This window comes from Aestuariivivens insulae (assembly GCF_022662195.1).
GTDB lineage: Bacteria > Bacteroidota > Bacteroidia > Flavobacteriales > Flavobacteriaceae > Aestuariivivens > Aestuariivivens insulae.
Map to the genome: position 1 here is coordinate 228,141 of NZ_JAKMCS010000005.1, position 25,319 is coordinate 253,459.

22 protein-coding genes and 1 tRNA gene are annotated in these 25,319 nt (G+C 36.3%); 9 read left to right on the top strand and 14 right to left on the bottom strand.

Translation table 11 applies throughout. From position 1 onward, the window contains the following. Positions 1–255 precede the first annotated feature (255 nt). Positions 256–1,488, bottom strand: coding sequence for a M48 family metallopeptidase (locus MR062_RS08360; RefSeq protein ID WP_242203773.1), 1,233 nt, complete (start codon positions 1,486–1,488; stop codon positions 256–258). Positions 1,489–1,623: 135 nt separating this feature from the next. Then, positions 1,624–2,418 carry a TrmH family RNA methyltransferase gene (locus MR062_RS08365; RefSeq protein WP_242203695.1) on the bottom strand — a complete coding sequence of 265 codons (795 nt, stop codon included), beginning with the start codon at positions 2,416–2,418 and terminating at the stop codon, positions 1,624–1,626. A 78-nt stretch (positions 2,419–2,496) separates the two neighbouring features. On the opposite strand from MR062_RS08365, the gene MR062_RS08370 reads away from it, so the two are divergent. After that, the gene (locus tag MR062_RS08370; protein WP_242203696.1) at positions 2,497–3,276 is read left to right on the top strand and encodes a DUF6503 family protein; all 780 of its coding nucleotides are present in this window, start codon (positions 2,497–2,499) and stop codon (positions 3,274–3,276) included. Here the strand turns inward: MR062_RS08370 and MR062_RS08375 are convergent, their stop codons facing one another. After that, positions 3,277–4,344, bottom strand: coding sequence for a DUF3810 domain-containing protein (locus MR062_RS08375; protein WP_242203697.1), 1,068 nt, complete (start codon positions 4,342–4,344; stop codon positions 3,277–3,279). 228 nt (positions 4,345–4,572) lie between these two features. Between MR062_RS08375 and MR062_RS08380 the strand changes: the two genes are divergently transcribed. After that, the gene (locus MR062_RS08380; protein ID WP_242203698.1) at positions 4,573–6,033 is read left to right on the top strand and encodes an aminoacyl-histidine dipeptidase; all 1,461 of its coding nucleotides are present in this window, start codon (positions 4,573–4,575) and stop codon (positions 6,031–6,033) included. A 443-nt stretch (positions 6,034–6,476) separates the two neighbouring features. Here the strand turns inward: MR062_RS08380 and MR062_RS08385 are convergent, their stop codons facing one another. The 6 genes from MR062_RS08385 to MR062_RS08410 all read right to left on the bottom strand — a co-directional run bounded on the left by MR062_RS08385 (position 6,477) and on the right by MR062_RS08410 (position 13,930). Further along, the gene (locus MR062_RS08385; protein WP_242203699.1) at positions 6,477–8,270 is read right to left on the bottom strand and encodes an endonuclease/exonuclease/phosphatase family protein; all 1,794 of its coding nucleotides are present in this window, start codon (positions 8,268–8,270) and stop codon (positions 6,477–6,479) included. Between the two features lie 75 nt (positions 8,271–8,345). Further along, the gene (gene yidD / locus MR062_RS08390) at positions 8,346–8,567 is read right to left on the bottom strand and encodes a membrane protein insertion efficiency factor YidD (protein ID WP_242203700.1); all 222 of its coding nucleotides are present in this window, start codon (positions 8,565–8,567) and stop codon (positions 8,346–8,348) included. Between the two features lie 106 nt (positions 8,568–8,673). Continuing rightward, positions 8,674–10,155: a cysteine--tRNA ligase gene (gene cysS, locus MR062_RS08395; RefSeq protein ID WP_242203701.1), complete on the bottom strand. Its 1,482-nt coding sequence runs from the start codon at positions 10,153–10,155 to the stop codon at positions 8,674–8,676. 74 nt (positions 10,156–10,229) lie between these two features. Then, complete coding sequence (folE, locus tag MR062_RS08400) at positions 10,230–10,907, bottom strand: GTP cyclohydrolase I FolE (protein WP_242203702.1); 678 nt, start codon at positions 10,905–10,907, stop codon at positions 10,230–10,232. A gap of 177 nt (positions 10,908–11,084) precedes the next feature. Further along, complete coding sequence (locus MR062_RS08405; RefSeq protein WP_242203703.1) at positions 11,085–12,596, bottom strand: outer membrane protein transport protein; 1,512 nt, start codon at positions 12,594–12,596, stop codon at positions 11,085–11,087. 179 nt (positions 12,597–12,775) lie between these two features. After that, complete coding sequence (locus tag MR062_RS08410; RefSeq protein WP_242203704.1) at positions 12,776–13,930, bottom strand: hypothetical protein; 1,155 nt, start codon at positions 13,928–13,930, stop codon at positions 12,776–12,778. 98 nt (positions 13,931–14,028) lie between these two features. Between MR062_RS08410 and proS the strand changes: the two genes are divergently transcribed. The 4 genes from proS to MR062_RS17790 all read left to right on the top strand — a co-directional run bounded on the left by proS (position 14,029) and on the right by MR062_RS17790 (position 16,476). Continuing rightward, positions 14,029–15,507, top strand: coding sequence for a proline--tRNA ligase (gene proS / locus MR062_RS08415; protein WP_242203705.1), 1,479 nt, complete (start codon positions 14,029–14,031; stop codon positions 15,505–15,507). 162 nt (positions 15,508–15,669) lie between these two features. Further along, positions 15,670–15,741 (top strand) — tRNA-Glu (locus MR062_RS08420). Between the two features lie 25 nt (positions 15,742–15,766). After that, on the top strand, positions 15,767–16,018 hold the full coding sequence (rpsT, locus tag MR062_RS08425) for a 30S ribosomal protein S20 (RefSeq protein WP_242203706.1): 252 nt from the start codon (positions 15,767–15,769) through the stop codon (positions 16,016–16,018). 113 nt (positions 16,019–16,131) lie between these two features. After that, on the top strand, positions 16,132–16,476 hold the full coding sequence (locus MR062_RS17790; protein ID WP_242203707.1) for a hypothetical protein: 345 nt from the start codon (positions 16,132–16,134) through the stop codon (positions 16,474–16,476). A 122-nt stretch (positions 16,477–16,598) separates the two neighbouring features. Here the strand turns inward: MR062_RS17790 and MR062_RS08435 are convergent, their stop codons facing one another. After that, positions 16,599–17,834, bottom strand: a complete 1,236-nt coding sequence (locus tag MR062_RS08435; RefSeq protein ID WP_242203708.1) for a hypothetical protein — start codon at positions 17,832–17,834, stop codon at positions 16,599–16,601. A gap of 178 nt (positions 17,835–18,012) precedes the next feature. Further along, positions 18,013–19,656: a transcription termination factor Rho gene (gene rho / locus MR062_RS08440; protein ID WP_242203709.1), complete on the bottom strand. Its 1,644-nt coding sequence runs from the start codon at positions 19,654–19,656 to the stop codon at positions 18,013–18,015. A 194-nt stretch (positions 19,657–19,850) separates the two neighbouring features. Here rho and MR062_RS08445 point away from each other — a divergent pair, with 194 nt between their 5' ends. Further along, complete coding sequence (locus MR062_RS08445) at positions 19,851–20,267, top strand: DUF4293 domain-containing protein (protein WP_242203710.1); 417 nt, start codon at positions 19,851–19,853, stop codon at positions 20,265–20,267. A 60-nt stretch (positions 20,268–20,327) separates the two neighbouring features. Here the strand turns inward: MR062_RS08445 and MR062_RS08450 are convergent, their stop codons facing one another. Continuing rightward, positions 20,328–20,822, bottom strand: a complete 495-nt coding sequence (locus MR062_RS08450) for a metallophosphoesterase family protein (RefSeq protein WP_242203711.1) — start codon at positions 20,820–20,822, stop codon at positions 20,328–20,330. Positions 20,823–20,932: 110 nt separating this feature from the next. Between MR062_RS08450 and truA the strand changes: the two genes are divergently transcribed. Together truA and MR062_RS08460 are read left to right on the top strand one after the other, a co-directional pair. After that, on the top strand, positions 20,933–21,676 hold the full coding sequence (gene truA, locus MR062_RS08455) for a tRNA pseudouridine(38-40) synthase TruA (protein WP_242203774.1): 744 nt from the start codon (positions 20,933–20,935) through the stop codon (positions 21,674–21,676). Continuing rightward, positions 21,677–23,446: an ABC transporter ATP-binding protein gene (locus MR062_RS08460; RefSeq protein ID WP_242203712.1), complete on the top strand. Its 1,770-nt coding sequence runs from the start codon at positions 21,677–21,679 to the stop codon at positions 23,444–23,446. Positions 23,447–23,724: 278 nt separating this feature from the next. Here the strand turns inward: MR062_RS08460 and MR062_RS08465 are convergent, their stop codons facing one another. Both MR062_RS08465 and MR062_RS08470 read right to left on the bottom strand, forming a co-directional pair. Then, positions 23,725–24,507 carry a DUF3667 domain-containing protein gene (locus tag MR062_RS08465; protein ID WP_242203713.1) on the bottom strand — a complete coding sequence of 261 codons (783 nt, stop codon included), beginning with the start codon at positions 24,505–24,507 and terminating at the stop codon, positions 23,725–23,727. Continuing rightward, positions 24,507–25,292 carry a diadenylate cyclase gene (locus tag MR062_RS08470; protein WP_242203714.1) on the bottom strand — a complete coding sequence of 262 codons (786 nt, stop codon included), beginning with the start codon at positions 25,290–25,292 and terminating at the stop codon, positions 24,507–24,509. Before MR062_RS08470 ends, MR062_RS08465 begins: the two co-directional genes overlap by 1 nt. Positions 25,293–25,319 lie beyond the last annotated feature (27 nt).

Sequence of the window (25,319 nt, forward strand, 5' to 3'; positions counted from 1 at the left end):
AGGTTTTTGGGCGTTCCCCATTTGGTGCCTTCGATACCCTCAGGCACCAAATGGGGCCGGGCTTTTCGCTTCAAGTCCTCGCGCCCCCAATAACTATTGGAAGCGCTGCGGGCTTTCCACTACAATCCCTAACGCAAATAACACCATGTCTGTCATGGCGAGTGCAACAAAGCAACATGTCTATTAGAAGTTTTTAAGAGATTGTTACAGTTGCTTAACTTCTTCAAAATAATGACACTCAGTTTTCAAGATACGTTACTTCCTCAAATTCTTAATGCGCTGTAACAAGGTAGGATGCGAATAATGCATGAATACATAAGCTGGGTGTGGGGTTAAATTGCTTAAACTGTTTTTAGAAAGTTTTTTAAGCGATGTAATTAAAGGTTCTGCTTTATAAGTGTTTTTGGCATAATTATCGGCTTGGTATTCAAATTTCCTTGAAAACACATTCATTATTAAACCAGTTATTTCAGAAATGGGCGAATATAACAGTGCGAAGGCAATCAAGCCTATATGGAAGCTAGCAATGTCTACGCCTAAAGCATTTGATAACAATGGATTTGAAATAAATAAGGATAAAATATATAGCATTACTCCAGTTAATAAAATAGAGGAGATGAGGTTGAAAATAATATGCTTCCTTTTATAATGTCCTACCTCATGTGCCAATACAGCTACAATTTCTTCGTCATCCAAATCGTTTATTAAGGTATCGTATAAGGTCACCCGTTTTTCGCTACCAAACCCAGAAAAATAGGCATTGGCTTTGGTGCTTCGTTTAGAGCCATCTATCACAAAAATCTTATCCAATTTAAAGCCAACAGTTTCGGCATATTCCGAAATTTTTTCGCGCAAGCTACCGGCTTCTAAAGGGGTTTGTTTATTGAATAAGGGAACAATAAGCTTGGAATAGAACATATTCATAAAAATGGTGAAGACGGCAACCAAGCCCCAGGCATAGAGCCAAAAATTTGCTCCTGTGGCCTCATAAAACCAAATGATAAGTGCCAGAATACCACCGCCAATTATCGCCATCATGAGCCAGCCCTTTATTTTATCCAAGATAAATGTCTTGATAGTGGTTTTGTTAAACCCAAACCGCTCTTCTATTACAAAGGTGCTATAATAAGAAAAGGGCGTGGTTACTATGTCGCTACCAATCATAATGATGCCAAAGAAAATTAAAGCGATTAGTATGGGGCTGTCTGTATAGCTACGGGCGATGTTATCTACAAATTCAAAACCATCAAACCATAGAAACCCTAAGGTAAGCAATAAAGAAAATGTGGAGGTGAGTATTCCAAATTTATAGGTTGTCGCTTTATATTGCTGCGACTTTTTGTATTCAGCATCATCGTAAACATCCTGTAAATCTTCAGGAAGGCTATCATTAAAATGTTTAGCGTTTAATGCGTCCAAAATTTTATCAACTACATAATTGATAATTAATATGGCAATGATGATATAAAATAAGCTTTGAGCGGTCATAATTTTTTTGTGTGATTGCGAATCCAGACCGTTAACGTCTGGATGTGGCAATCTGTTAAATTGTTTTTATTTTCAGAAGATTACTTCAGTCATACTCATTTCGACGAGCTCTATGCAACGCTTTGTAATGACTGTTTATTTAAAATCCCGTTGTCTTTTGGCTTCAAAAATAAGAATTCCTGCCGCAACCGAAACATTCATCGAATCTATTTCGCCCTGCATGGGAATAATAATGTTTTGGGTTGAATGGTTTAGCCATGTATCACTCAATCCCGTGGCTTCGGTACCAACAACAATGGCACTTGGTTTGGTGAAATCTTGGGTATGGTAGTTCACCGATGCTTGTAAGGCAGCACAATAAATGTTAATGTTATGCTCTTTTAAAAATGAAATAATCTCTTGAGTGCTTCCTGTGGCAATATGTTTTGTAAAGATACAGCCTACACTAGACCTGATAATGTTAGGGTTGTATAAATCGGTTTTGGGATTGGCAATAATTACAGCATCGACATTGGCAGCATCGGCAGTTCGTAATAACGCACCAATATTGCCCGGTTTTTCAGGGGCTTCGGCCACTAAAATTAAGGGAAACTCATGTTGTAATTGTAGTCCTGTTATGTCGTGATTTTTACATTTGGCTACGGCTAGAATGCCTTCGGTCGTATCTCTATAGGCTAGCTTTTGGTAGACCTCTTTAGAGATCTCAATACGGTTGCTTTGTCCATTTGTTATGGTATCAAGTTGTTCCAAAGAGAAAAGCTCTGGGTTATATAAAATGGTGTCCAAGTCATAACCGCCTTTTAAAGCTAGTCTAATTTCACGTTCCCCTTCAATTAAGAAAAGGCTACGTTTTTTACGTTCGCGTGATTTGTCCCGTAATTGAACGAGTTGTTTAATGTAGGGATTTTGTGTGCTGTTAATTGCTTTCATAATGCAAAGCAAAAATAATTTATTTCATGTAATTATTTGGGTTTCCTTTCGTCAAAGGATGAATAACAAATCAACACCATGAAGTACATCTTATTTTTGGCATTACTGTCAATGCTTTCAATTTCCTGTAAAAACAAAAAAGAATCAGCCTTAGAGGAAACTCAAGAGCTAGTGTCTATTGTTAACTCCAGTTACCCTAAAAACATCTCTAAAGTATTAGAGGCACATGGTGGATTGGATCTTTGGAATAGTATGCAATCCCTTAAGTTTACTAAAGGAGAAGAGGTAACAAACGTTAATTTAAAAAGCAGAAAAAGTTTAATTGAGACCCCAAATCATCTTATTGGATTTAACGGAAAAGAGGTTTGGACTAAGGAAAAGGATACGGTTAAGTATAAGGGTAATGCAAAGTTTTATTATAACTTAATGTTTTATTTTTATGCCATGCCCTTCGTATTGGCAGACGATGGAATAATCTATAAAGAAGCAAAACCCTTAACATTTGAAGGCAAAACGTATCCCGGAATTAAAGTTGCTTATAAACAGGGGATAGGCGAGTCGCCAGACGATGAATACATATTGTTCTATGACCAGGAAACCAATAAAATGGCTTGGTTGGCCTATACGGTAACCTATTTTTCTAAAGCAAAAAGCAAATCATTACATTTTATAAACTATCGTGAATGGCAAACAGTAAGCGGGTTGCTATTGCCCCAATCATTAGTATGGTATAATACCGAAAATAACCAGCCTACGACACAGCGAAGTGAGGTATTGTTTACTCATGTTAATGTATCCAAAGAAAGAGATGATGACACCATTTTTGAAATTCCAGAGGGAGCGGTTGTTGTGGAATAGTTAAATGGGATGGTTTTCTAAATAATTAACCAAAAGAGCCACTACATAGCTATAACTTTCCATACCTTTAGATTGATTGTTGGCCTTTAAAAAGTTGCCATAAAACATTTTGAATATGGGCTCCAAAGGATTTTCATGAGCTTCCCAAAACTCCCGGCTTTCTTTATAGTTGTTCAAAATACCTTGGTTTACATCGGCAACCATATCTTCAAAAAGACATTCATCGCGCCTATAAATTTCGTTAAGGCAAAACCGTAAGCCAAAGGTATAGCCACAATATTTAAAATAGATATCGTTATGGTTAGAAGCCGCCATAAAACCGATAAAATTAGCTTCGTTTTCGGCAGCATACCCTAGTTGGTGTGCCGTTTCGTGGGAGGCCGTTGTAGGAAACAAAAAAGCCGGGATAATACCATCAACCTGGGCTTCGTTGGTAAACGGATTTAAATAACCGCTAAAGCCCATATAAGTAAGTGGATAGCTGTATAATGATTTTTTTATGCTCTTGGCATCGTATTCCAAATGCGGAAAAGTCCTTTTTAAATGTTCATAGCCTTGAGGGACTAAAGATAGAATTTCGTTTTTCGTGTATGGTAAATCAACTTTTAGAGTATCATTTTTTACAATGCTTAGGTGTAGGCTGTTTGTTTTTTCAATCAGCTTTTCGGTAATAAGTATTAACTGTTCCGTTGTATAATCGGCATTCAAATTTAAGTTCTTATGAAGCGGTAAACGGTAATAGTTAAAGCCCCATAATATATGGAAGGCAAAATAAAAAACCGATACGGCGGCAAACACGTCAACAAACCAACTCTTGGTATCTTTTCTTAGTCGTTTGCGGTTTTTGTAAAGCCAACGTAAAGCATATATAGCGGTAATAGTATAAACCATATCACCAAACGAAAATGGCAACCAACCTAAAATATATCGAAAGCATTTTGAAATTATTGGGTAAACTCCGTTGCTGTAATATTGCTCTACAAATTCAGGGAAGTGCGATAGTAGCTTGATAAAAATGTACTGTGGAATGATTCCTAAGGCTATAAGTAGTTTTGTGTTTTTCAGCATGAATCAAAAGTACATGAATTTTTTCATTTGAAAATTCATAAAATCAAAATGAAAAAATTATTTGGACTAACGAAGTGGTTACTGAAGTAAAACTAAATTTTGTATTTTGAGACTCAAAATTTAGTTTTTACAGAAGAAAAATAGGAAAATGTTTTGCAATTTTTTAGACCTGCCAGGTTTTTAAAACCTGGCAGGTCTTGTTATATTTGTCTTCTAATATAAAAATAGATGAATTCAGAAATAAGACAACTCGAGCCTAAAGCAGTATGGAATAAATTTGCCGATTTAAATGCTGTGCCAAGAGCTTCAAAAAAAGAAGAACGGGTAATCGCTTTTATGAAAGCTTTTGGTGAAGATTTAGGATTGGAAACCATAGTAGACGAAGTTGGAAATGTGATTATAAAAAAGCCAGCCACTAAGGGCATGGAAAATAAAACCACGGTGGTGATGCAGTCACATTTAGATATGGTGCACCAAAAAAATAATGATACTGTTTTTGATTTTGATACCCAGGGTATTGAAATGTTTGTAGAGGGTGATTGGGTAAAAGCAAAAGGTACTACACTAGGAGCCGATAATGGCTTAGGTGTAGCGACCATAATGGCTGTTTTGGAAAGCAAGGACATACCACACCCAGCTATTGAAGCCTTGTTTACTATTGATGAAGAAACGGGTATGACAGGAGCTATGGGCCTAAAAGGAGATGTGTTGTCGGGGGGTATTTTACTCAATTTAGATACCGAGGAAGATGATGAAATAGGAGTAGGTTGTGCCGGTGGTATAGATGTAACGGCAACAAGAATTTATAAGGAAGAAGAAACCCCGGAATTTAAAATAGGTTTTCAAATAACGGTTAAAGGCTTGCAAGGTGGACATTCTGGTATGCAAATCCATGAAGGTTTAGGGAATGCCAATAAAATTATGAATCGCTTATTGTTTGATGGTTTTGAAAACTATGGATTACGTATTTCTGAAATTGATGGCGGAGGCTTGCGCAACGCCATTCCTAGGGAGAGTAAAGCAATTGTTGCCATTGATGCTATTCATGAAAACGCCTTTTTAATGGAAATAGCTTTATTGTCCAATGTCATTAAAACGGAATTTAAAACCACGGAACCTAACTTAACTATTGATGTTACTAAATGTGATACGCCAAAGGCTATAATGGATTTGGGGGTTCAAGAAGGAATAACTAGAGCGCTCTATGCAGCATTTAATGGTGTTTATCGTATGAGTGCAGATATCCCCAATTTGGTAGAGACTTCAAATAATATTGCGCGGGTATCGATTAAGGAAGGTCAGATTAATATCGCGTGTTTAACACGTTCCTCTGTAGAAAGTTCTAAGATGGACTTGGCAAATACGCTTCGTGCAACCTTCGAATTAACAGGGTGTGAAGTGGAATTTTCTGGAAGTTATCCAGGGTGGCAACCTAATATGGATTCGTCCATTTTAAAGGTTATGGCCAAGCTTTATGAGGATATGAATGAAGAAAAGCCTCATGTTGCTGCATGTCATGCAGGTTTGGAATGTGGCATTTTAGGGCAGAATTATCCTAATATGGATATGATTAGTTTTGGACCCAATATTAAAGGAGCGCACTCCCCAGATGAACGGGCCCAAATCTCTTCGGTACAAAAGTTTTGGACATTTGTATTAGAAATATTGAAGCAAATTCCGGAAAATTAATCGACTCATAAAAAACATTTTGTCGATAAAATTTGCTTTTTGTCGATGTTTTTGTATATTTGACTAGCATTTTATGCAAAAAGCATTTTTTTGAATGAAACATAAAGTAAGCACCCCAATCTGCCTCTAAAAAGAAACATTCATAATAATGCTTTTTTTATTAAAACTCAATTTTGAAAAGCCTTTGGCGCATTCAAAATTGGTAGTTGAACTAATCCCACTGTTGAATGGTTTTTTATATTAACATCATTTTTAAAAATAAAATAAGAATTTAGGGGATTGCTTCTCTACACTGAATTTTCCTGATACTTATTAGGACAGAATTTTATTTGAAGTTGACGTTTATTCTATCGATTAGGTTAGATATTATTCGGCTTTCCTTAATTTTACAGTTGTACACTTTTTGAGGTGCATTTTTTATTACTTTAATACAGGTATTAATACTATAATCTAAAATTTGAAATTATAATAAAGTGATCGGAAGGGAAACCGCCTGGCCATTCGGAAATTATTTTGGTAGATATATTTTTGAGACCTTTGCCCTTATAATATAGTTGATCGATTCTTTCCCCTGCTGTATGTGTGAAACCTGGATAAAGACTAATATCAGGGTATAAGCTACGGTACGCATCAGTGAAACCGTTTTGAAGTAGTTTTTTAGAGGCAGGACTATCCCCTCCATCAGTATGTGGAACATTATTAAAATCGCCACCAAAGAAAACAGGAACACTATCGGAGTGTTTGAACCTGTCTTTATGGAAATCGTATACGTTAGCAAAAGCACTCATACCGTACCAATTGGACATTACATAGATATCCTGTGTACTACTTATGGTAAGTTTTGCTCCAATATTCATAAATGAAGCATTTTTTGGCACAAAAACTTCTTTTATAGGATATTTACTGATAATAGAGATGTTAGATTCCTGAAAACAGTAGTCCCAATCAGATACTTCTACTAGGTAATAGCCCAGTTCGGCAGCAATGAAGTCACCTGACGAATAGGTTTCTTGTAATAGTATTACGTCGATGTTTAATTTTTTGATCATTTCAACAACTCTCATTCGTGAATCCCAAAGATCTTTTTTAAGCGTAAAATGTTTGCCACCGTGCCAAATATTCCAATCACCAATACATAAAGATTTTAGTTTTTTGGGATGTTTAATAGATTTTGTTTTTTTGAACTTTGTATATTCATTAAAAACTTCTTCAGCGTCAAGAGCTTTTGAGATAATGGACAGGTCGTCCATTGCAAATGTAGATGGGTAAAGTCGGGTTAGTTGAGTAAACAATTGTGCAGCATCTTTATTTATTTTGACTGTTCCGTTATCTAAATAATAAATGGAACTTATGGGTTTTAGGTTTGTTAATATTAGATTTTGGAAAACAGTATATGGATTTTTGAGTAATACTTTTCTTATTTCTTTTAAAGAATCAATTTTTGTTTTGGATACTTCTAAGCCTTTGTCTCGTGTACGTATTAATTCATTGGGGTCAACTATAAAGTCGATAAACTCATTGTTTTCTAACTTTTCAATATTTAAACTATTAAAGGCATCAACCAATTTTTGCAATTGGATGCCTCCAGCCTTAATTTGCGGTAAAATATTGGTGTTGTACTCAAAGCTGTTGCCTTTCGAACCTATGACCAATGGGTTGTTGTTAGAGAAGTCGAAATCTACTTTGTATATGGCTTTGTTTTGCCCATCGTAATATAAACGAAATTCATTTAACCTATTACTATAAGTCATTGTTAATAGATGCCATTTACCATCACATAGGGGCAATTTATTTCCGTTTTCCCTTTCATAGTTTAATCTTCTGGTGCCCGATCCCACGTTCCAAGCAAACGTTCCTCCAGAGGTATATAGTACCCATCCTTTATTCTTTTGTGAAGATATGCTCTTATCTGTAAATTGTTTTTGGGACAATAAAACCATAGGTTGTTTGGATAGAGTTTGAACCCAAAACTGAACGGTAAAATCTTTAGAATAATCAATTATAGAACGGTTTAATGTTAAATAGTGGAATCCTCTGTCGGGTTTAAAGACTAGGGCTTTACCGTTTATGCCTTCTGTAAAATGGTATTCATCGCCTTTAAATTCGTATTTATTACTATTTGTATTGTCGTCAAAGTAAAACTGAATAGAAGCATTGGAGAGGGGTGTGCTTTGGGCAATGGAAAACATTGACCAAAATAGGATTAAGGCCAGAATAAATTTTTTAAAAAAAATCATGATCATTCTATAAAATGTAGTCCCAAATATAGCATATTAAATTAATTTTCTTGTAGAGAAATTAGTTTAGAAAACTTAAGGAACAGGATCGTAACCCGATCCACCCCAAGGATGACAGCTAAAAATACGCTTTAGAGCCAACCAGCCTCCTTTAAATAGGCCATGCTTTTGTAATGCTTCTTTTGAATAATGGGAGCAGGTAGGCGTAAATCTACATGTAGCAGGTGTTAGCGGTGATATCAAGGTTTGATACACCTTAATTAAAAACAAAAACGGAGCTATGAGTAGTTTTTTCATGTTTTTGTCATTCCTGCGTGTTGCCCTGAGCTTGTCGAAGGGAAGGCAGGAATCTATTTATAGTTTCAAAGTGGATTCCGCATCAAGTGCGGAATGGCAAGATGTTCTAATTAACAGAAAATGTTGTCCCGTCTTTACCATCTTTAAGCTGAATGCCCACTTCGGCCAATTCATCTCTAATCTTATCAGATAAAGCAAAGTCTTTATTGGCTCTGGCTTCTTGTCTTAATTTGATTAAGACTTCCACAGCACCCGATAATTTATCACTTCCCGTAGCTGTTTCGGTAACATTTACCAAACCGAGAACATCAAAAATAAAAGTGTTCATTGTTTGCTTTAACAACTCTAAATCTTCAGAGGAAATGGTTTCGGTTCCTTCCTTTATTTGATTGATATACTTTACTGCTTCAAATAAATGGGCGATTAGAATGGGTGAATTGAAATCATCATTCATGGCATCATAGCATTTTTGCTGCCATGCATTGATGTCTAATGATGAGGTGTTCGAAGCTTTTAGGCTCTCCAAAACTCCTAAAGCATCCATAAGTCTGTTAAAGCCTTTTTCAGCAGCTAATAATCCATCATTCGTAAAGTCTAAAATGCTTCTGTAATGGGCCTGTAACATAAAAAAGCGGGCAACACTAGGAGAAAAAGCCTTAGTGATATGAGGGTTCTCTCCAGTGAAAATTTCACCAGGTAAAATATAATTGCCTGTAGATTTAGCCATTTTTTTACCATTCATAATCAACATATTGGCATGCATCCAATAGTTTACAGGTGTTTGTCCTTTGGCTGCTTCGTTTTGGGCTATTTCACACTCGTGGTGCGGGAATTTTAAATCCATTCCGCCTCCATGAATATCGAAGTGTTCTCCTAGGTATTTGGTGCTCATGGCGGTGCACTCTAAATGCCATCCAGGGAATCCGTCGCTCCATGGTGAAGGCCAGCGCATAATATGTTGCGGTTCGGCACGTTTCCAAAGTGCAAAATCCTGCGGATTTTTTTTGTCACTTTGCCCATCCAATTCACGTGTGTTATGTATTAAATCCTCTAGCTTACGCTTACTTAACTTTCCGTAGTCATTGGTCTCGTTAAATTTATGCACATCAAAATAAACCGAGCCATTAACCTCGTAAGCAAAACCGTTATCTATGATATTTTTAATTAATTCTATTTGTTCAATAATATGTCCCGTAGCTGTAGGTTCTATGCTAGGGGGTAAAAAATTAAAGGCGTTAAGGATGTTATGGAAGTCTACTGTGTACCGTTGTACCACTTCCATAGGTTCTATTTCTTCCAATCTTGCTTTTTTGGCAATACGGTCTTCGCCTACGTCTGCATCGTTTTCCAAATGCCCGGCATCGGTTATATTACGTACATAGCGTACTTTATATCCCAAGTGTTTCAAGTATCTAAAAATAACATCAAAAGACATAAAAGTCCGTACATTGCCCAAATGTACATTACTATAAACTGTGGGTCCACAAACATACATGCCTATATGCCCTTTATTGATGGGTTCGAAGGTTTCTTTTTGTCCTGTTAATGAATTGTATATTCTTATGCCTTGTGATTGGTATAGTTGCATGGGGTGTAAGGTTGTTTGTTAATGAGTCGTTGGTTTTATTTTAATACAACTAAACGACTTAACATCAAACATAATTAAAACTTAGTATCCAGTTTAATATAATCTAAAAACTCTCGTCTTGTAGCCTTGTCTTTAAAGCGTCCGCCAAACTCCGATGTTACGGTGCTACTTTCAATATCTCTAATGCCTCTTGAGTTTACGCATAAATGTTTGGCATCGATAACACAAGCCACGTCTTTAGTTTCTAAAACGTCCTGCAATTCCCTAACAATTTGAATGGTTAAGCGCTCTTGTACTTGTGGACGCTTTGCAAAATAATCTACAATACGGTTCATTTTGGAAAGTCCCACAACGGTGCCGTTTGAGATATAAGCAATGTGCGCCTTTCCAACGATGGGTAAAAGGTGGTGTTCGCAAGTTGAATACACTGTAATGTTCTTTTCAACGAGCATTTCACCATATTTGTATTTGTTTTCAAATGTGGAGGCGCTAGGTTTTTTATTGGGATCCAGGCCACCAAATATTTCCTTAACAAACATTTTGGCTACACGCATGGGCGTCCCTTTTAAACTATCGTCGCTAAGATCTAATCCTAAGGTTTCCATAATGTGGCGTACATCGTCTTTTATAATGTCGATTTTCTCTTCTTTCGACAGTTTAAACGCATCGCTACGCATAGGTGTATCTTGAGATGTGCCAATATGATCGTTACCTAAAGCATCAAACTCTTCGAAGTCATTATTAATTTTCATCTGTAAGAAATCAAATTTTAGTCTGCAAAGATAAACATTTCCCTTTTTTAATGCTTAGTCTTTATCTAACAATTAACTATTGGGCCATTAGTCTCTTCTATACAGTATAAATTAGAAGAAAAATGAGCTTGAACATTATATTGGTTCAAGCTCATTGATTATGGAGATTTAAGGCGTTTATATATTAAAACTTAAAGAAAGCGATACGTTAGAATTGGTTCTATCTATTGAAGCGCTATCGATTAGACCTACATTGTAAAGTGGGGTTTCGAAGCTTCTGTTGGCTTGATCGAAAGTGAGGTCTAATTTGGTATTGCCAAAATTATAACCTAAGCCTAAGGAAAAACCATTTAAATCGCCTACAGTTACACCGTCTTTATATGGGCTTTCCTCAAAACGGTAACCACCTCTAAAGCTAAATTGCTTGTATATGTATTCGGCACCTAATCTATAAGTAGCGGCACTGGTAAAGACATCGTTTGCATCGGCATTTAAATCGGTGAAGTCTGCATCCGGCTTAAATTTGGTTTTACTGTAGTCTTTTGTGGAATAATCGAAACTAATTAAGCCTTGTTGACCAAAAACATAGGCCAAACTACCAGTGATCTTTGCGGGTGTTTGTAGTTTGTATTCAGGATAGATATTTATAATATCTGAAATATATACGATGTCCTCTTCTGCCAAGTTAGAATTTATGTATTGAGTTGTTTCTTCTTCAATGGTATACCAGGTAGGAGAATCGTATGTTAAACCAACTCTAAATTCCTGACTTAATTTTAAAATACCACCTAACTGAAACGAAAACCCGCTACCTCTGGTGGATAAAGTATTGTCGAAGTCAATATATTCAATTGTGCCCCCATTGTTATTGTCTTCTAAGAGTGAAGTTTTACGATCATAATTAATAAAATGGGAATTTAAATTTAATCCTAAATATAAATTATCTTCATATTGAGTAGCGAAATTAAAAGCTACTTTACCATTATAACCTGTAGATGTGTACAAATAGTCATGGGAAAAGTTTCCTGTATTAACATTGGCTATATACTGAGTGTTATTATTATCATCAGAAACAGGGTCAAGTATATATGCTTGGTATCCTAAAAAAGCTTGTTGGTGGGCAAAGCCAAAAGCATTTCCAATCTCGTTATAGGCCTCTTCAACAAATCTGCCATTTAACGAAATATCTTGAAGTCTAATACCATCTGCATAATCATAAAAGTAACTAGCTATAGAGTTGCTAAAATTTCCATCATCATTTGTATTGGTTCCTACGGCATTCCAACTATCATCAAAATTATTGGTTCTGTCGTAAGCAATGCCAATGGAAAATTTGCGCCAAGGCGAATTGTCTTTACTGGCAAAAACAAAAGCAGCACCACCTTGATGGACATCAAAATTGGAGTTGCTGGTTGATGTAGCGCCATTAAAATAGCGGGTATCGTTATTTGTATCGGCATTAGAAAAACTAAACGAAGCATGGCTTTGGGCAAAGATGGCTGAACCGGCAGGATTAATACTCACCGCACTCATATCGCCACCAAGGGCTCCAAAAGCACCACTTAAGGCCCTAAAACGGGCTGTGCCTTGAATTTCACTTTGCGAATAGCGCAAGGCGTCACTTAGGTCTTGCGCATAAAGCACCGATAAAGAAAATAGAGCTATAAGGAATAAATTTAACTTTTTCATCTGTTTGTTTTTATTTGTTTTTAATTGGTCAGATGCAATTCGCCAACAATGATCATGGATGGTGTCAAGATCCGTTATGGCTCATTTCATGTGTTATTTTTTTAAGTAGGGATGTAACTATCTAGGTATCAAAATTAATGATATTGTTTAAAAGGATTTTAAAAATTTTATTTTGATTGTTATCGCCTTCTTCCACTGCTGCTTCTAGAGGAACCAGAACTTCCTGAGCTTCTGCTACTACTGCTGCTACTAGGGCGGGAATAAGAGCTAGAAGACCTAGAGCTGCTACTGCTGCTACGGTAACTACTGTTATTGGATGAGCTGGAACTTCTTCTGTTATAGGAAGAGTTGCTGTTGTTAGATCTGTTATAAGATGGCGACGAACGATATACCGTACTGGAGTTTCTTCTTACTGCTGAAGATGATGAGCGTCGTGTTGAGTTCGCCGAGGGCGATACCGATGAGCTTCGTCTTACTGTGCTCGAAGATGGTTTTTGACTGTTAGAGTTATACGCTCTATTTGAAGGGGTATATGCCCTACGGGATGTATTAGCGTTTGTATTTGATGATGTGGACCTACGATTTGTTAATGAGGCCACACTACTACGTCTTGAGGTGTATTTTGAATTTGTTACGCTAGAAGCACTGGATGTACGTCTATTGGTTGCATAGCTTCCGCGTCTGCTTGCACTATATGAAACCCTAGGACTATAATATCTGTTGTGGCTATAGTAGCGCGATCTGTATGGATAGTTGTAATACCCATAATATCTGTAGGGACTGTAATATGCCCAACTGTTATAATAGCTGTAATAAGGGGAGCACCAAAACGGATCGTAATAACCCCAGCTATTCCATCCCCAATTGTTCCAACTGTTCCATCCCCAATTGTTCCATCTATTCCATCTCCAACTGTTCCAGCCATAATTCCACCCCCAGTAGGAGTTCCATCCATTATCTATATAATTAATGGTAACACTGTTGCTGTCTTGTCCCCAACCGGCATAGCCTTGGTAATCGTTGGTTATGGAATCATTTTCAACAAAATTATCGCTAGTGTAAGAGTCTATATCGGTAAAGATGGCATCTTCGGCAGAAATTTGCTCGGCCTCCAGGGATTTATTCCTAAAGTAGTTTTTATAGTAATTGCTATTTGCCTGGTTTGGTATTTCAACAACAGCTTCTTCATATACTGTATGCGGTTCAGTGGTTCCGTAAATACCATCGTTATTCGCGCCAACATATTGATATGAACCACATGACGTTAAGCCAATCACTAAACCTAAAACGGCTAAAATTGGCATTTTTCTTTTTAGGTAGTTGTTAAATCGCATATCTCTAGAATTTTATTGTTGAACATAACAAAAATAGTTAGTTTTGCCAAACTATTTTATATTTATAATAGTCACAATATTTGTGCCAAAACATTTATATGAGCAAAAAACTTACAAGTAGAGCAGAGGATTACTCGAAATGGTATAACGAATTGGTGGTTAAGGCAGACTTAGCAGAGAATTCGGCAGTTAGAGGATGTATGGTTATAAAACCTTATGGATATGCCATTTGGGAAAAGATGCAGGCCGAATTGGATAGGATGTTTAAGGAAACAGGGCATCAAAATGCATATTTTCCACTGTTTGTGCCCAAAAGTTTGTTCGAAGCAGAGGAGAAAAACGCCGAAGGTTTTGCTAAGGAATGTGCCGTTGTAACGCATTATCGCTTACAAAACGATCCAGATAAACCAGGGAAGTTGCGTGTTGATCCAGAAGCCAAATTAGAGGAAGAGCTTGTGGTAAGACCAACGAGTGAAGCCATTATATGGAATACTTATAGAAATTGGATACAATCTTATAGGGATTTACCCATCTTAGTTAATCAATGGGCCAATGTGGTGCGTTGGGAGATGCGTACCCGATTGTTTTTACGTACAGCCGAGTTTTTGTGGCAAGAAGGACATACCGCCCATGCCACTAAGGCTGAGGCTATGGAAGAGGCCAGGTTAATGAATAATGTCTACGCTACATTTGTAGAAAATTTCATGGCCATTCCAGTTATTCAAGGAGTGAAAACCGAAAGCGAACGCTTTGCGGGCGCCGAAGAAACATTTTGTATTGAAGCACTAATGCAAGATGGAAAAGCGCTACAGGCTGGAACTTCCCATTTTTTAGGACAGAATTTTGCTAAAGCCTTCGATGTAAAATTTGCTACTAAAGAAGGTAAGCAAGATTATGTTTGGGCGACTTCTTGGGGCGTATCTACGCGATTGGTGGGGGCCTTAATTATGACGCATAGTGATGATAAGGGCTTGGTGTTGCCACCAACTTTAGCACCTAACCAAGTGGTAATAGTACCTATTTATAAGGGAGAAGAACAACTGGAAGCCATTACCGAAGTTGTAAATGGTGTCGTTAAGGATTTACGTAGTAAAAATATTTCTGTTAAATATGACGATAGGGATACGCTAAGGCCAGGGGCTAAGTTTGCCCAGCATGAATTGCAAGGAGTGCCTTTACGTATTGCCATTGGACCAAAGGATTTGGAAAACGGTACGGTAGAATTGGCCAGACGGGATACCTTGACAAAAGAAGTGGTGGCTTTAGAGGCCTTAAATGAAAAAGTAGAGGGTTTGTTGGCCGAAATACAAGAATCTTTATTTAATAAAGCTAAGGCGTTTAGAAACAGTCATATTACAGAAGTGGATACCTTTGAAGATTTTAAGACTGTATTGGAAACCAAAACAGGTTTTATTTCTGCACATTGGGATGGCACTAATGAAACTGAAGAAAAAATAAAAGAATTAACCAAAGCGACTATACGCTGTATTCCGTTGGAAATGAAAGCAGAAGAAGGCGTTTGTGTGTATAGTGGAAAACCTTCTAAAGGCAGGGTGTTATTTGCAAAAGCGTACTAAAAGTAATTTTTTTCAAAAAAAAATATTTTGTGCTTGCAGCATTTAAAAATAGTTGTATTTTTGCATCCGCAATGGAAACGTTGCCAAGTTAATTGAAAAAGTTTTTAAAAGATATTTGCAGATTTAAAATTAAACTTTAAATTTGCGCACTCAAAAAACAATGGCCCGTTCGTCTATCGGCTAGGACGCCAGGTTTTCATCCTGGTAAGAGGGGTTCGATTCCCCTACGGGCTACAATATTTTAATAAGAAAAAATAAAATGGCAAATCATAAGTCAGCATTAAAAAGAATTAGAAGTAACGAAGCAAAACGCTTAACTAATAGATATCAGCATAAAACTACACGTAATGCTATTAAGAAATTACGTGAGTTAACTGATAAAAAAGAAGCAGAAGCTTTATTCCCTTCTGTAGTTTCAATGTTAGACAAGTTAGCTAAGAAAAATGTTATTCATGCTAATAAAGCAGCAAACTTAAAATCTGGTTTAGCTAAGCATGTAGCGGCGCTTTAATAAGAGCTTAAATAAAATTTAAAAGCCTTTCAGAAATGAAAGGCTTTTTTTATGGTTTTTGATTGTCGAATTTATATTAAAGGAATTGTATTTTCAAAAACTAAAATTGAAGTATGAAGCATAGTATAATGATATTATTTTTTTTGTTCTATTTTGAGTTTATGATGCCACAAGCCCCTAATATGGTGGTGGATGTTATTGAAGAGGGGTTTATTTATGAACGGGCTATTTTTCCACAGTGCCATGCTCCTACATTAGTGGAGTTAAATAATGGGCATATTATGGATCATGCCCAAATGTTGTGTTTAAGCATAAATTTGGGTCAGTCTGAAAAGGAAGAACTCGGTGTTTTTTACGCCTCTAAATTGAGTCCTGAAGGCCTTGATCTTTGCATTGAAAGATTCAGGTTCAAAACAGGTAGTTGTGTTTACTGGCTAAAGCATGTATTAACCCAATAAGAAGAAATGGGTGTTCTCGATTTATTGCCCTTAACAGTGCCTTGATAGTTTTGGTCATGGCATTAAAATTCAATGGTAATGTTAGTGCTTCTATTTATAAAACAGTTCACAATCGAATTTGGTTAAAGCCTTGTATTTATAATATTATTAAAGGCAGACCCAAATGTATAGGTAACTCCCATAGCAAAGCCTAAATCTAAATCGGTGGCTATTTGTTTTTGTTTGAGAAGAACATCTTCTAAAGAAGCGTCGCCAGCAGGTAAATTTATTTGATCGTTAATAAACTCTAAGTTGCTGGAAAACCTAACAGAAAACCCTTTTATTATGCGAACAGATAGGCTATTATAAACTTGTAGTCTGTTTTTAGCAAAATGTTTTAAAAAGCTAGAGGCTCTAACCCTGGAGTAGATATTGCCCCATGGTTGTCTGTATCTTGCTTGAATGTCAAAGGAATGGTTAAATATGGTTTCGTTATCCTCGCCAAAAATGGTTGTTTCCAGATAATTGTTATAAAGGCATCCTATTTTGTAAGCAAAAACAATTTCCTTTTTTAATACTTCGCTATATGGATAGATATTGTATTCTATCGCTGGTGAAATCCCCATAGCCAAATCTATGTTGGTATAGGTATCGTGCCTAGCGCTTACAAATATCCCTGTAGACCAATGGTCTGAAAGACTGCGAACCACACTCGCAGATCCCCATATTCTATCTCTGTTACTTGTAAATTCTTCGTTATCCCGTATAAACTTACTATTGGTTTGGCTCATTTGCATATCTGCTCGTATACGCCACTTTTCCGTTACGCGGTCACTTTCTAAGCCAACTTTGTACTCAAATCTTTTACGGCTGGATTCTTTGTTGTATTTTGCATCTCCGTAAACCTCAAATATCCAGTTTTTCCAAGGGTCTTCAGTTTTAGTTTCATCGTTTACAGTTTCCCCTTTTATTTTATAAACGATTCTGTCTGCCAAGTCGGATTCAACAATAAACTTGATTAATCCCTTTTTTATCAGTGAAACCAATTTTTGGCGTACCTCATCGGCAGTCATATTAGGGTTTGAGTCAAAAGACAAAGTCTCGGTAATATTGCTAAATGAAGAACTGCCATTAAATTCAAGTTTATAAGTTCTTCCGCCACTACCATTTATTATATCGTATATAAATAGCTGTACATTGGCTAAGCCCTGGTCACGAACGTGATTAATATGTTTAACTTCCTGTCTAATGTAATTCTTGTCACAATTGCAGCCTACGTATAGTTTTATTGATTCTTTATCCTGGGATTGCCCTGTTAAGTTTAGTGGGATAAAAAAAATAAAGATTATAAAAAAGCGAACAAAATTGGGTGCTAACATGAAAACATACTTTTTAGTATTAACTGTAAATATATGTTTCCTAAAGGAAAAGGAAAACTCTTGTGGCTATACAACATTGATTTGTAGACGAATGTGTTATTTGTGTTGCATAAAAAAAGCTTTAGCAAATAATGGCTAAAGCTTTTTATAGAATTAGAATTAGAATTAGTTATATGGTTTATCCGTTCATAGAAATTAAAAACTCTTCGTTGTTTCTGGTTTGCTTAAAGCGGTCGTTAATAAATTCCATAGCTTCAACAGGGTTCATATCGGCTAAATACTTACGCATCACCCACATACGTTGAATGGTGTTTTCGTCTAAAAGTAAATCATCACGACGCGTACTTGAAGAAGTTAAGTCGATAGCAGGGAAAATTCTACGGTTAGATATTTTTCTATCCAACTGTAGCTCCATGTTACCAGTTCCTTTAAATTCTTCAAAAATAACTTCATCCATTTTCGATCCGGTTTCGGTAAGTGCCGTTGCAATAATGGAAAGCGAACCGCCATTTTCAATATTTCTGGCAGCTCCAAAGAAACGTTTTGGTTTATGTAGTGCATTAGCATCAACACCACCACTTAATATTTTACCTGAAGCAGGTTGTACAGTGTTATATGCCCTTGCTAAACGGGTAATAGAATCCAATAAGATTACAACATCGTGTCCGCATTCTACCAAACGCTTGGCTTTTTCAAGAACGATATCGGCAATTTTAACATGCTCGTGGGCTTCTTTATCGAAAGTAGAAGAAATTACTTCGCCTCTAACGTTACGTTGCATATCGGTTACCTCTTCTGGGCGTTCGTCAATTAATAAAATCATGAGGTAAACTTCAGGATGGTTAGCAGCAATAGCATTGGCTACATCCTTTAGCAACATAGTTTTACCTGTTTTAGGCTGGGAAACAATCATACCACGTTGTCCTTTTCCAATAGGGGAAAACAAGTCCATAATTCTAGTAGAAATGGTACTTTGTTTTTCTGCAATATTGAATTTTTCCTTTGGAAATAATGGTGTTAAATGTTCAAAGGCAACGCGGTCGCGAACTACCTCTGGTTTTTGCCCATTAATTTTGGTTACCTTTATTAAAGGGAAATATTTTTCACCTTCTTTGGGTGGACGTACTTGACCTAGAACAGTATCTCCTTTTTTTAATCCAAATAATCTAATTTGCGATTGCGATACATAAATATCGTCTGGAGAAGATAAATAGTTATAGTCTGAGGAGCGTAAAAAACCATAACCATCTTGCATGATGTCTAAAACCCCTTCGCTTTCAATAATGGCATCAAACTCATAATCTGGTTCTCGGTAACGGTTTCTGTTGTCTTTGTTGCCGTTATTTTGGTTGCCCTTCTGACTCTTGTTTTGACCTTTATGTTGTTGACTTTGCTCTCTTTTTTGGGGAGGTTGCTGTTGCTGTTGTTTGTCTTTAGGAGCCTTGGCGTTCTCTTCCTTACTCTTATTGTCTTCAGCGCCCTTATTTGGGGTAGCTTCTTTTTGTGCTACTTGCTTTTGTTGAGGTTTAGGAGTGGCTTCTTTTTGAACGGCTTCTTTTTGAACGGCTTGTTTTTGTTGAGGTTTAGGAGCGCCTTCTTTTTGAATGCGCTTTCTTGGTTTTCTAGCAGCAAGCTTTTCTTTTGGTTCTTGAGAAGTCTTAGTGATTTCTTTTGCTGTTTCAGGATTAGCTGCTTGTACATCGAGGATTTGATATACTAAATCTAATTTTTTGAGAGAACGGTACTTAGGAACGTTTAATTTTTTTGCAATCTCTTGTAAATCAGAGAGCTTTTTCTCCTTTAATTGTGAAATTTCAAACATTGATGTTTAATTGAATATTTTTTTACTTTTAATTTTGGGTTATTCTGAAAAAAATGAATTTTTATTCTGAAGAATTAACAATCTGCAATTGTGATTGTTGTGTATTATTATTGCAATTATACAACTTTATTTTAATTTTTACAGCCTAAATTATAAAAGAAACTATTATTTTTGCGTTCCATAATTAAAATTATATGTTACAACGCATACAATCCATATATCTTTTAGCCGTAGCTATAGTATCTGCTGGGGTAATTTTTATATGTCCTTTATTCCAAATTGAAGGAAAAGATGGGCAATGGGTTTATGCAACAGACAATCTTGTGTATTTGAGTTTGTTTTTAGGGTCTGCGTTGTTAGCATTAACTTCAATTTTTAGGTATAAAAACAGGAAGTCTCAATTTGTATTGGGGCGACTTAACATCATATTAAACTTTTTTTTACTAGGATTTTTCGTGTATCTATCTCTAAACGTATCTGGAGAAACTGTAGTTTCAGAGAAAGGTATTGGGATGTTTCTTCCTATTATTTCTATCGTATTTTTGGTTTTAGCCAATAGAGCCATTAAAAAGGATGAAGATCTTGTAAAATCTGTAGATCGATTGCGATAAACCTATCATCTTAGTAGTATTAGTGCGTGAAACCCTGACGAATTCGTCAGGGTTTTTTTGTTACCGTTTATTAAACTCAACAACTTCCAAATTATCAATTCTGTTACCATCTATGGTAAAGCGTAGCATGGTACGTGTTTTATGGAAGCCGTGTTTACCAACCGCTCCGGGATTCATGTGCAACAGGTTTAATTTTTTATCGGGCATTACTTTAAGGATGTGCGAATGGCCACAGATAAACAGTTTGGGCGGGTTATTTCTAATAGCGTCACGTACCCTAACATTGTAGGCTCCTGGGTAGCCCCCAATATGGGTTATCCAAACATCAACTTGTTCACACTTAAAACGATTGTGTTCTGGGAATTCCTGTCTTACGTTAGTGTTATCAATATTGCCATATACGCCTTTTAATGGTTTTAGGGCCTTAATGGCATCAGTTACTTTTAAATCCCCAATATCGCCGGCATGCCAAACTTCATCGGCCTGTTTTACATATTTTAAAATATCGTTATCGATATAGCTATGCGTATCTGAAAGTAATAGTATTTTGGTCATTTATGCCGAATTTGTTTCAGTGTCTTTTTAATATATAATTAAGAGTCGTGTTTGTGCAAGAATCACAAAACTATCTATCTTTGTTGTTTAAACAAAAGTATAAAAAGCGTTTGAGGTATTTTATTGAATTGTCTTATAATGGTAGGGCGTATCATGGGTGGCAAAATCAGCCCAATGCCATTTCGGTTCAGGAAGTTATAGAGAAGGCCCTGTCCACACTGTTGGGAGAGCCTGTTGCAATTGTTGGCGCAGGACGAACAGATGCTGGGGTACATGCCAAACAACTATTCGCCCATTTTGATTCTGAAGTTGCTTTTGATGAAAGTAATCTAGTATATAAGCTCAATTCTTTTTTGCCCAACGATATAGCCATTCATGATCTATTTAGAGTAAAACCCCATGCCCATGCACGGTTTGATGCGTTAAGCAGAACATATTTGTATCGAATAGCCTTAAGGAAAGATGCCTTTACATTTAATAATGCCTATTATGTAAAGCAAGCTTTGGATGTAGCAAAGATGCAAGAAGCTTCAAAAGTGTTATTCGGGTATAAGGATTTTCAATGTTTCTCGAAGAGTAATACCGATGTAAAAACGTATCATTGTACCATGATGCAATGCGACTGGAATTTAGAAGGAGGGGAGCTGCAACTAACAATTAAGGCCGATAGGTTTTTAAGAAATATGGTTAGGGCCATTGTGGGAACTATGATTAATATAGGTTGTGGAAAATTGGAAACTGAAGATTTGCACCGTATTATTGAATCTAAAAGTAGGAGTGAAGCAGGGTTTTCGGTACCTGCCCATGCTTTGTATTTAGTAGAGGTAGCCTATCCAAATGATATAAAATTATAAATGAACGAGAAAAAAGAAAATATTTTCGATTTTAAACTTTTTAAGCGCTTGTTTCAATATATCAAGCCTTATAAATTAGTCTTTTCAAGCTTGGTATTTTTGGTTGTTTTTTTGGCATTGTTTAGTGCTTTAACACCAAAAATAACAGAGTATGCCATCGATAATAGTATAGCTACGAAAGAGGAAAAGGATTTTATGTTCTATATTATGCTTATGCTGGTGGTCTTGTTCCTGCAAACAATTTTTCAGTTGTTGTTTATTTATTATGCTTCTTGGTTGGGACAAAACCTGGTTGTAGATGTTCGGGTAAAGTTATTTGACCATTTGCTTAAATTTAAAATGAAGTATTACGACAACTCCTCGGTAGGTGTGCTTATTACCCGGGCTGTTACAGATATGGAGCGTATTGCCGATATTTTTGGACAAGGTCTGTTTATGATTATTAGGGATTTACTCACTATGGTCGTGGTGTTTAGTTTTATGGTTTATTCTAACTTAAAGCTAAGCTTAATAGTCTTTATCATGCTTCCTGTATTGATTTATGCAACGCGTGTTTTCCAAAAATATATGAAGAAGGCGTTTGAGGAAGTACGTACCGAAGTGTCTAATTTAAATTCTTTTGTACAAGAGCGCTTAACGGGAATGAAAATCCTTCAGCTTTTTACCCGGGAAGCCATAGAATATAAAAAATTTCAAGCTATAAATGAACGCCATAAAAAAGGCTGGTTAAAAACAGTTTGGTACAATTCTATATTTTTTCCTATTGCCGATTTGGCTTCATCGGTAACCGTAGGCTTGGTGGCTTGGTATGGCGGATTGAACGTGGTATTGGAAGGTAGTGTAAGCCAAGGGGTGCTTATTGCGTTTATTATGTATATTCCTATGTTATTTAGGCCTTTACGGCAAATAGCCGATAAGTTCAATACCTTACAAATGGGGATGGTGGCTGCCAATAGGGTGTTTAAAGTATTGGATACCACATCACAGATTGATGATAGCGGCACTTATATAGCGCAACACTTTAAGGGAAATATAAAGTTTAATAACGTTCATTTTAGCTACGTGGAAGACGAAGAGGTCCTAAAAGGGGTTTCTTTTGCTGTGAATGCTGGTGAGACCGTGGCTATTGTTGGTGCAACAGGAGCAGGGAAATCAACTATTATTAATTTATTGAACCGGTTTTATGAAATCAAAGATGGGTATATTGCCATAGATAATATCAATATAAAAGATGTCACCTTGGCGTCTTTGCGTACACAAATAGCGGTAGTATTACAAGATGTGTTCTTATTTGCCGATACCATTTTAAATAACATTACGCTTAACCATCCAGAGATTACAGAAGCTGAGGTTATAGAAGCAGCAAAGGCTATTGGTGTTCATGAGTTTATAAGTAGCTTACCAGGAGGCTATCATTATAACGTTAAGGAACGCGGGGCTATGTTGTCTTCTGGGCAACGACAGTTAATCTCATTTTTAAGGGCTTATGTTACCAACCCTAGTATTTTGGTGCTGGATGAAGCAACTTCTTCGGTCGATTCGTATTCCGAGCAACTTATCCAAAATGCAACCGATAAAATAACCAAGGGAAGAACCTCTATTGTTATTGCCCACCGTTTGGCAACAGTAAAAAAAGCCGATAAGATTTTGGTTATGGAATCGGGCAAACTTGTAGAACAAGGCACCCATAAGGAGTTGCTTAAAAAGAAAGATGGGTATTATAAAAACCTTTACGAAGTGCAGTTTTTGCAAAAAGAAGAGGTGTTTTAACAGGTACTCGATAGATATTAATTTTTTACAGATATTTTTTAGGGCAAATGGCAAGCCACCGCGCTATACGCTATAGTTTTATAAAATATTCAAGGTTTTTCAACTACTATAATTATTAGCCATCTTGGTTCTTGATTCTTTGAGTCTTAGCTCCCTTGCTAGATATTTTAAAAAAGCTGCCGCTCCTATCGCTTTTGCGGGTTTAGTCGTTAGAGATTAGTATGCTTTTAGTATTTTCAATTGCTTCAGCCAATTTGTTTAACCATAAATCGAAGCCGTTAAGATGCTATGATATCCTTAAAAAATTCAGGGCCCTTGAGTAATATTAAAATGCCAGCAAAGACTAAAATAACAAGTATATATATAACTATAAAAACAATAAAAAACCACAGGGTTCTTAAAATAATACCAATTAGGCTAAGGTTATACAGTCTTCTTAAACAATATGCCGAAAAAATAACTTGGAAGGGTAAATTTATGTAGGCTAGCTTGCCCAAGGAAATACCCAAGAAGGCCCCAGTAATATTCAATGCGGTACTTATTATGGCAAGTTGGGATAATATGTACATGAAAATGACTAAATGCTCGGTATAATTGTATTCTTTCCTATTAAAAAAAACCAATCTGGACATTAATGCATAAACAGGAACAAAAAGCATCATTAATAGCGAGCTATGTTCTTGAACCAATTTATAAGTGCTATTGGCCAGAAAATGGTTGCCATTGCCCAAATATAAGTTTGAAATGTCTACAACATTGGGAAAATAAGTATTCAAAAAAAACCATTCCAATCCCGTTATGGTTAAGGCTAACGCAAAGAAACTAATAACGTTAACGTATTTTTTCCTCACTCCATTAATATAGCCACCAATAACAGCTTCTGGTTTTTTAAAAAGCGTTATAAACGTTTGAAAGAACGTATTGTCGTAGTTAAAAAAAGTTGCAGTGAAATACTCAAACAGATTTCTAAGGGTTAACCGCTTTCTAATGACCTTGCCCCCACATTTATAGCAGTAATCGCATTCTGCATTTAACGTGGTATTGCAATTTTTACAGGTCATTACACCAAATCACTTTTAATTAGGTTAATTAACTCATTGGTATCTTCAAAAACCACAAACTCACCATCTTTAAAATAAGAAATATGTCCGGTTTCCTCACTAACTACCAGGGCAACGGCATCGGTTTTTTCGGTAATACCAATAGCTGCCCTATGGCGCAGGCCAAAACGTTGCGGAATGTTTTTTTCGTTATTTACTGGAAGGATAACCCGAGTCGCTTTTACAATATTATTGCTAACTATAATGGCGCCATCATGTAAGGGGCTATTTTTAAAAAAGATACTTTCAATAATGGGTTGGGTGACCTTAATATTCATTTCGTCTCCAGAAGAGGATAAAAAATCAAGGTTGTTATTGCGTTCAAAAACCACTAAAGCTCCAGTTTTAGACATGGACATTTTGTTACAGGCAGAAACAATGGCATCGACATCAGTAGTATTGGTGGCTTCAGTTTTTAAGAATTTAAATTGCTTTATAAATTTGCCCCGCTTTCCAAAATTGGTAGAGCCTACCATAAGCAGAAACTTCCTTATTTCCGGCTGAAAAACAACAATTAAAGCAATAATACCAACCTTCATAAAACCACCAAAAATACCCGTTAACAGTTCCATGTTAAGAAAATCGGTTAATCGCCAGGCACCATATATAATAATGATTCCTATAAAAATATTAATGGCAACCGTACCTTTAACCAGTTTGTATAAATAGTAGAGTAGTAGGGCGACCAGTATAACGTCTATAACGTCTACAACAGTAAATTTTAAAAGGTCTTTAAAGATGTCCAAAGGCTTGTGGTTTTGGTAAATTTAGTA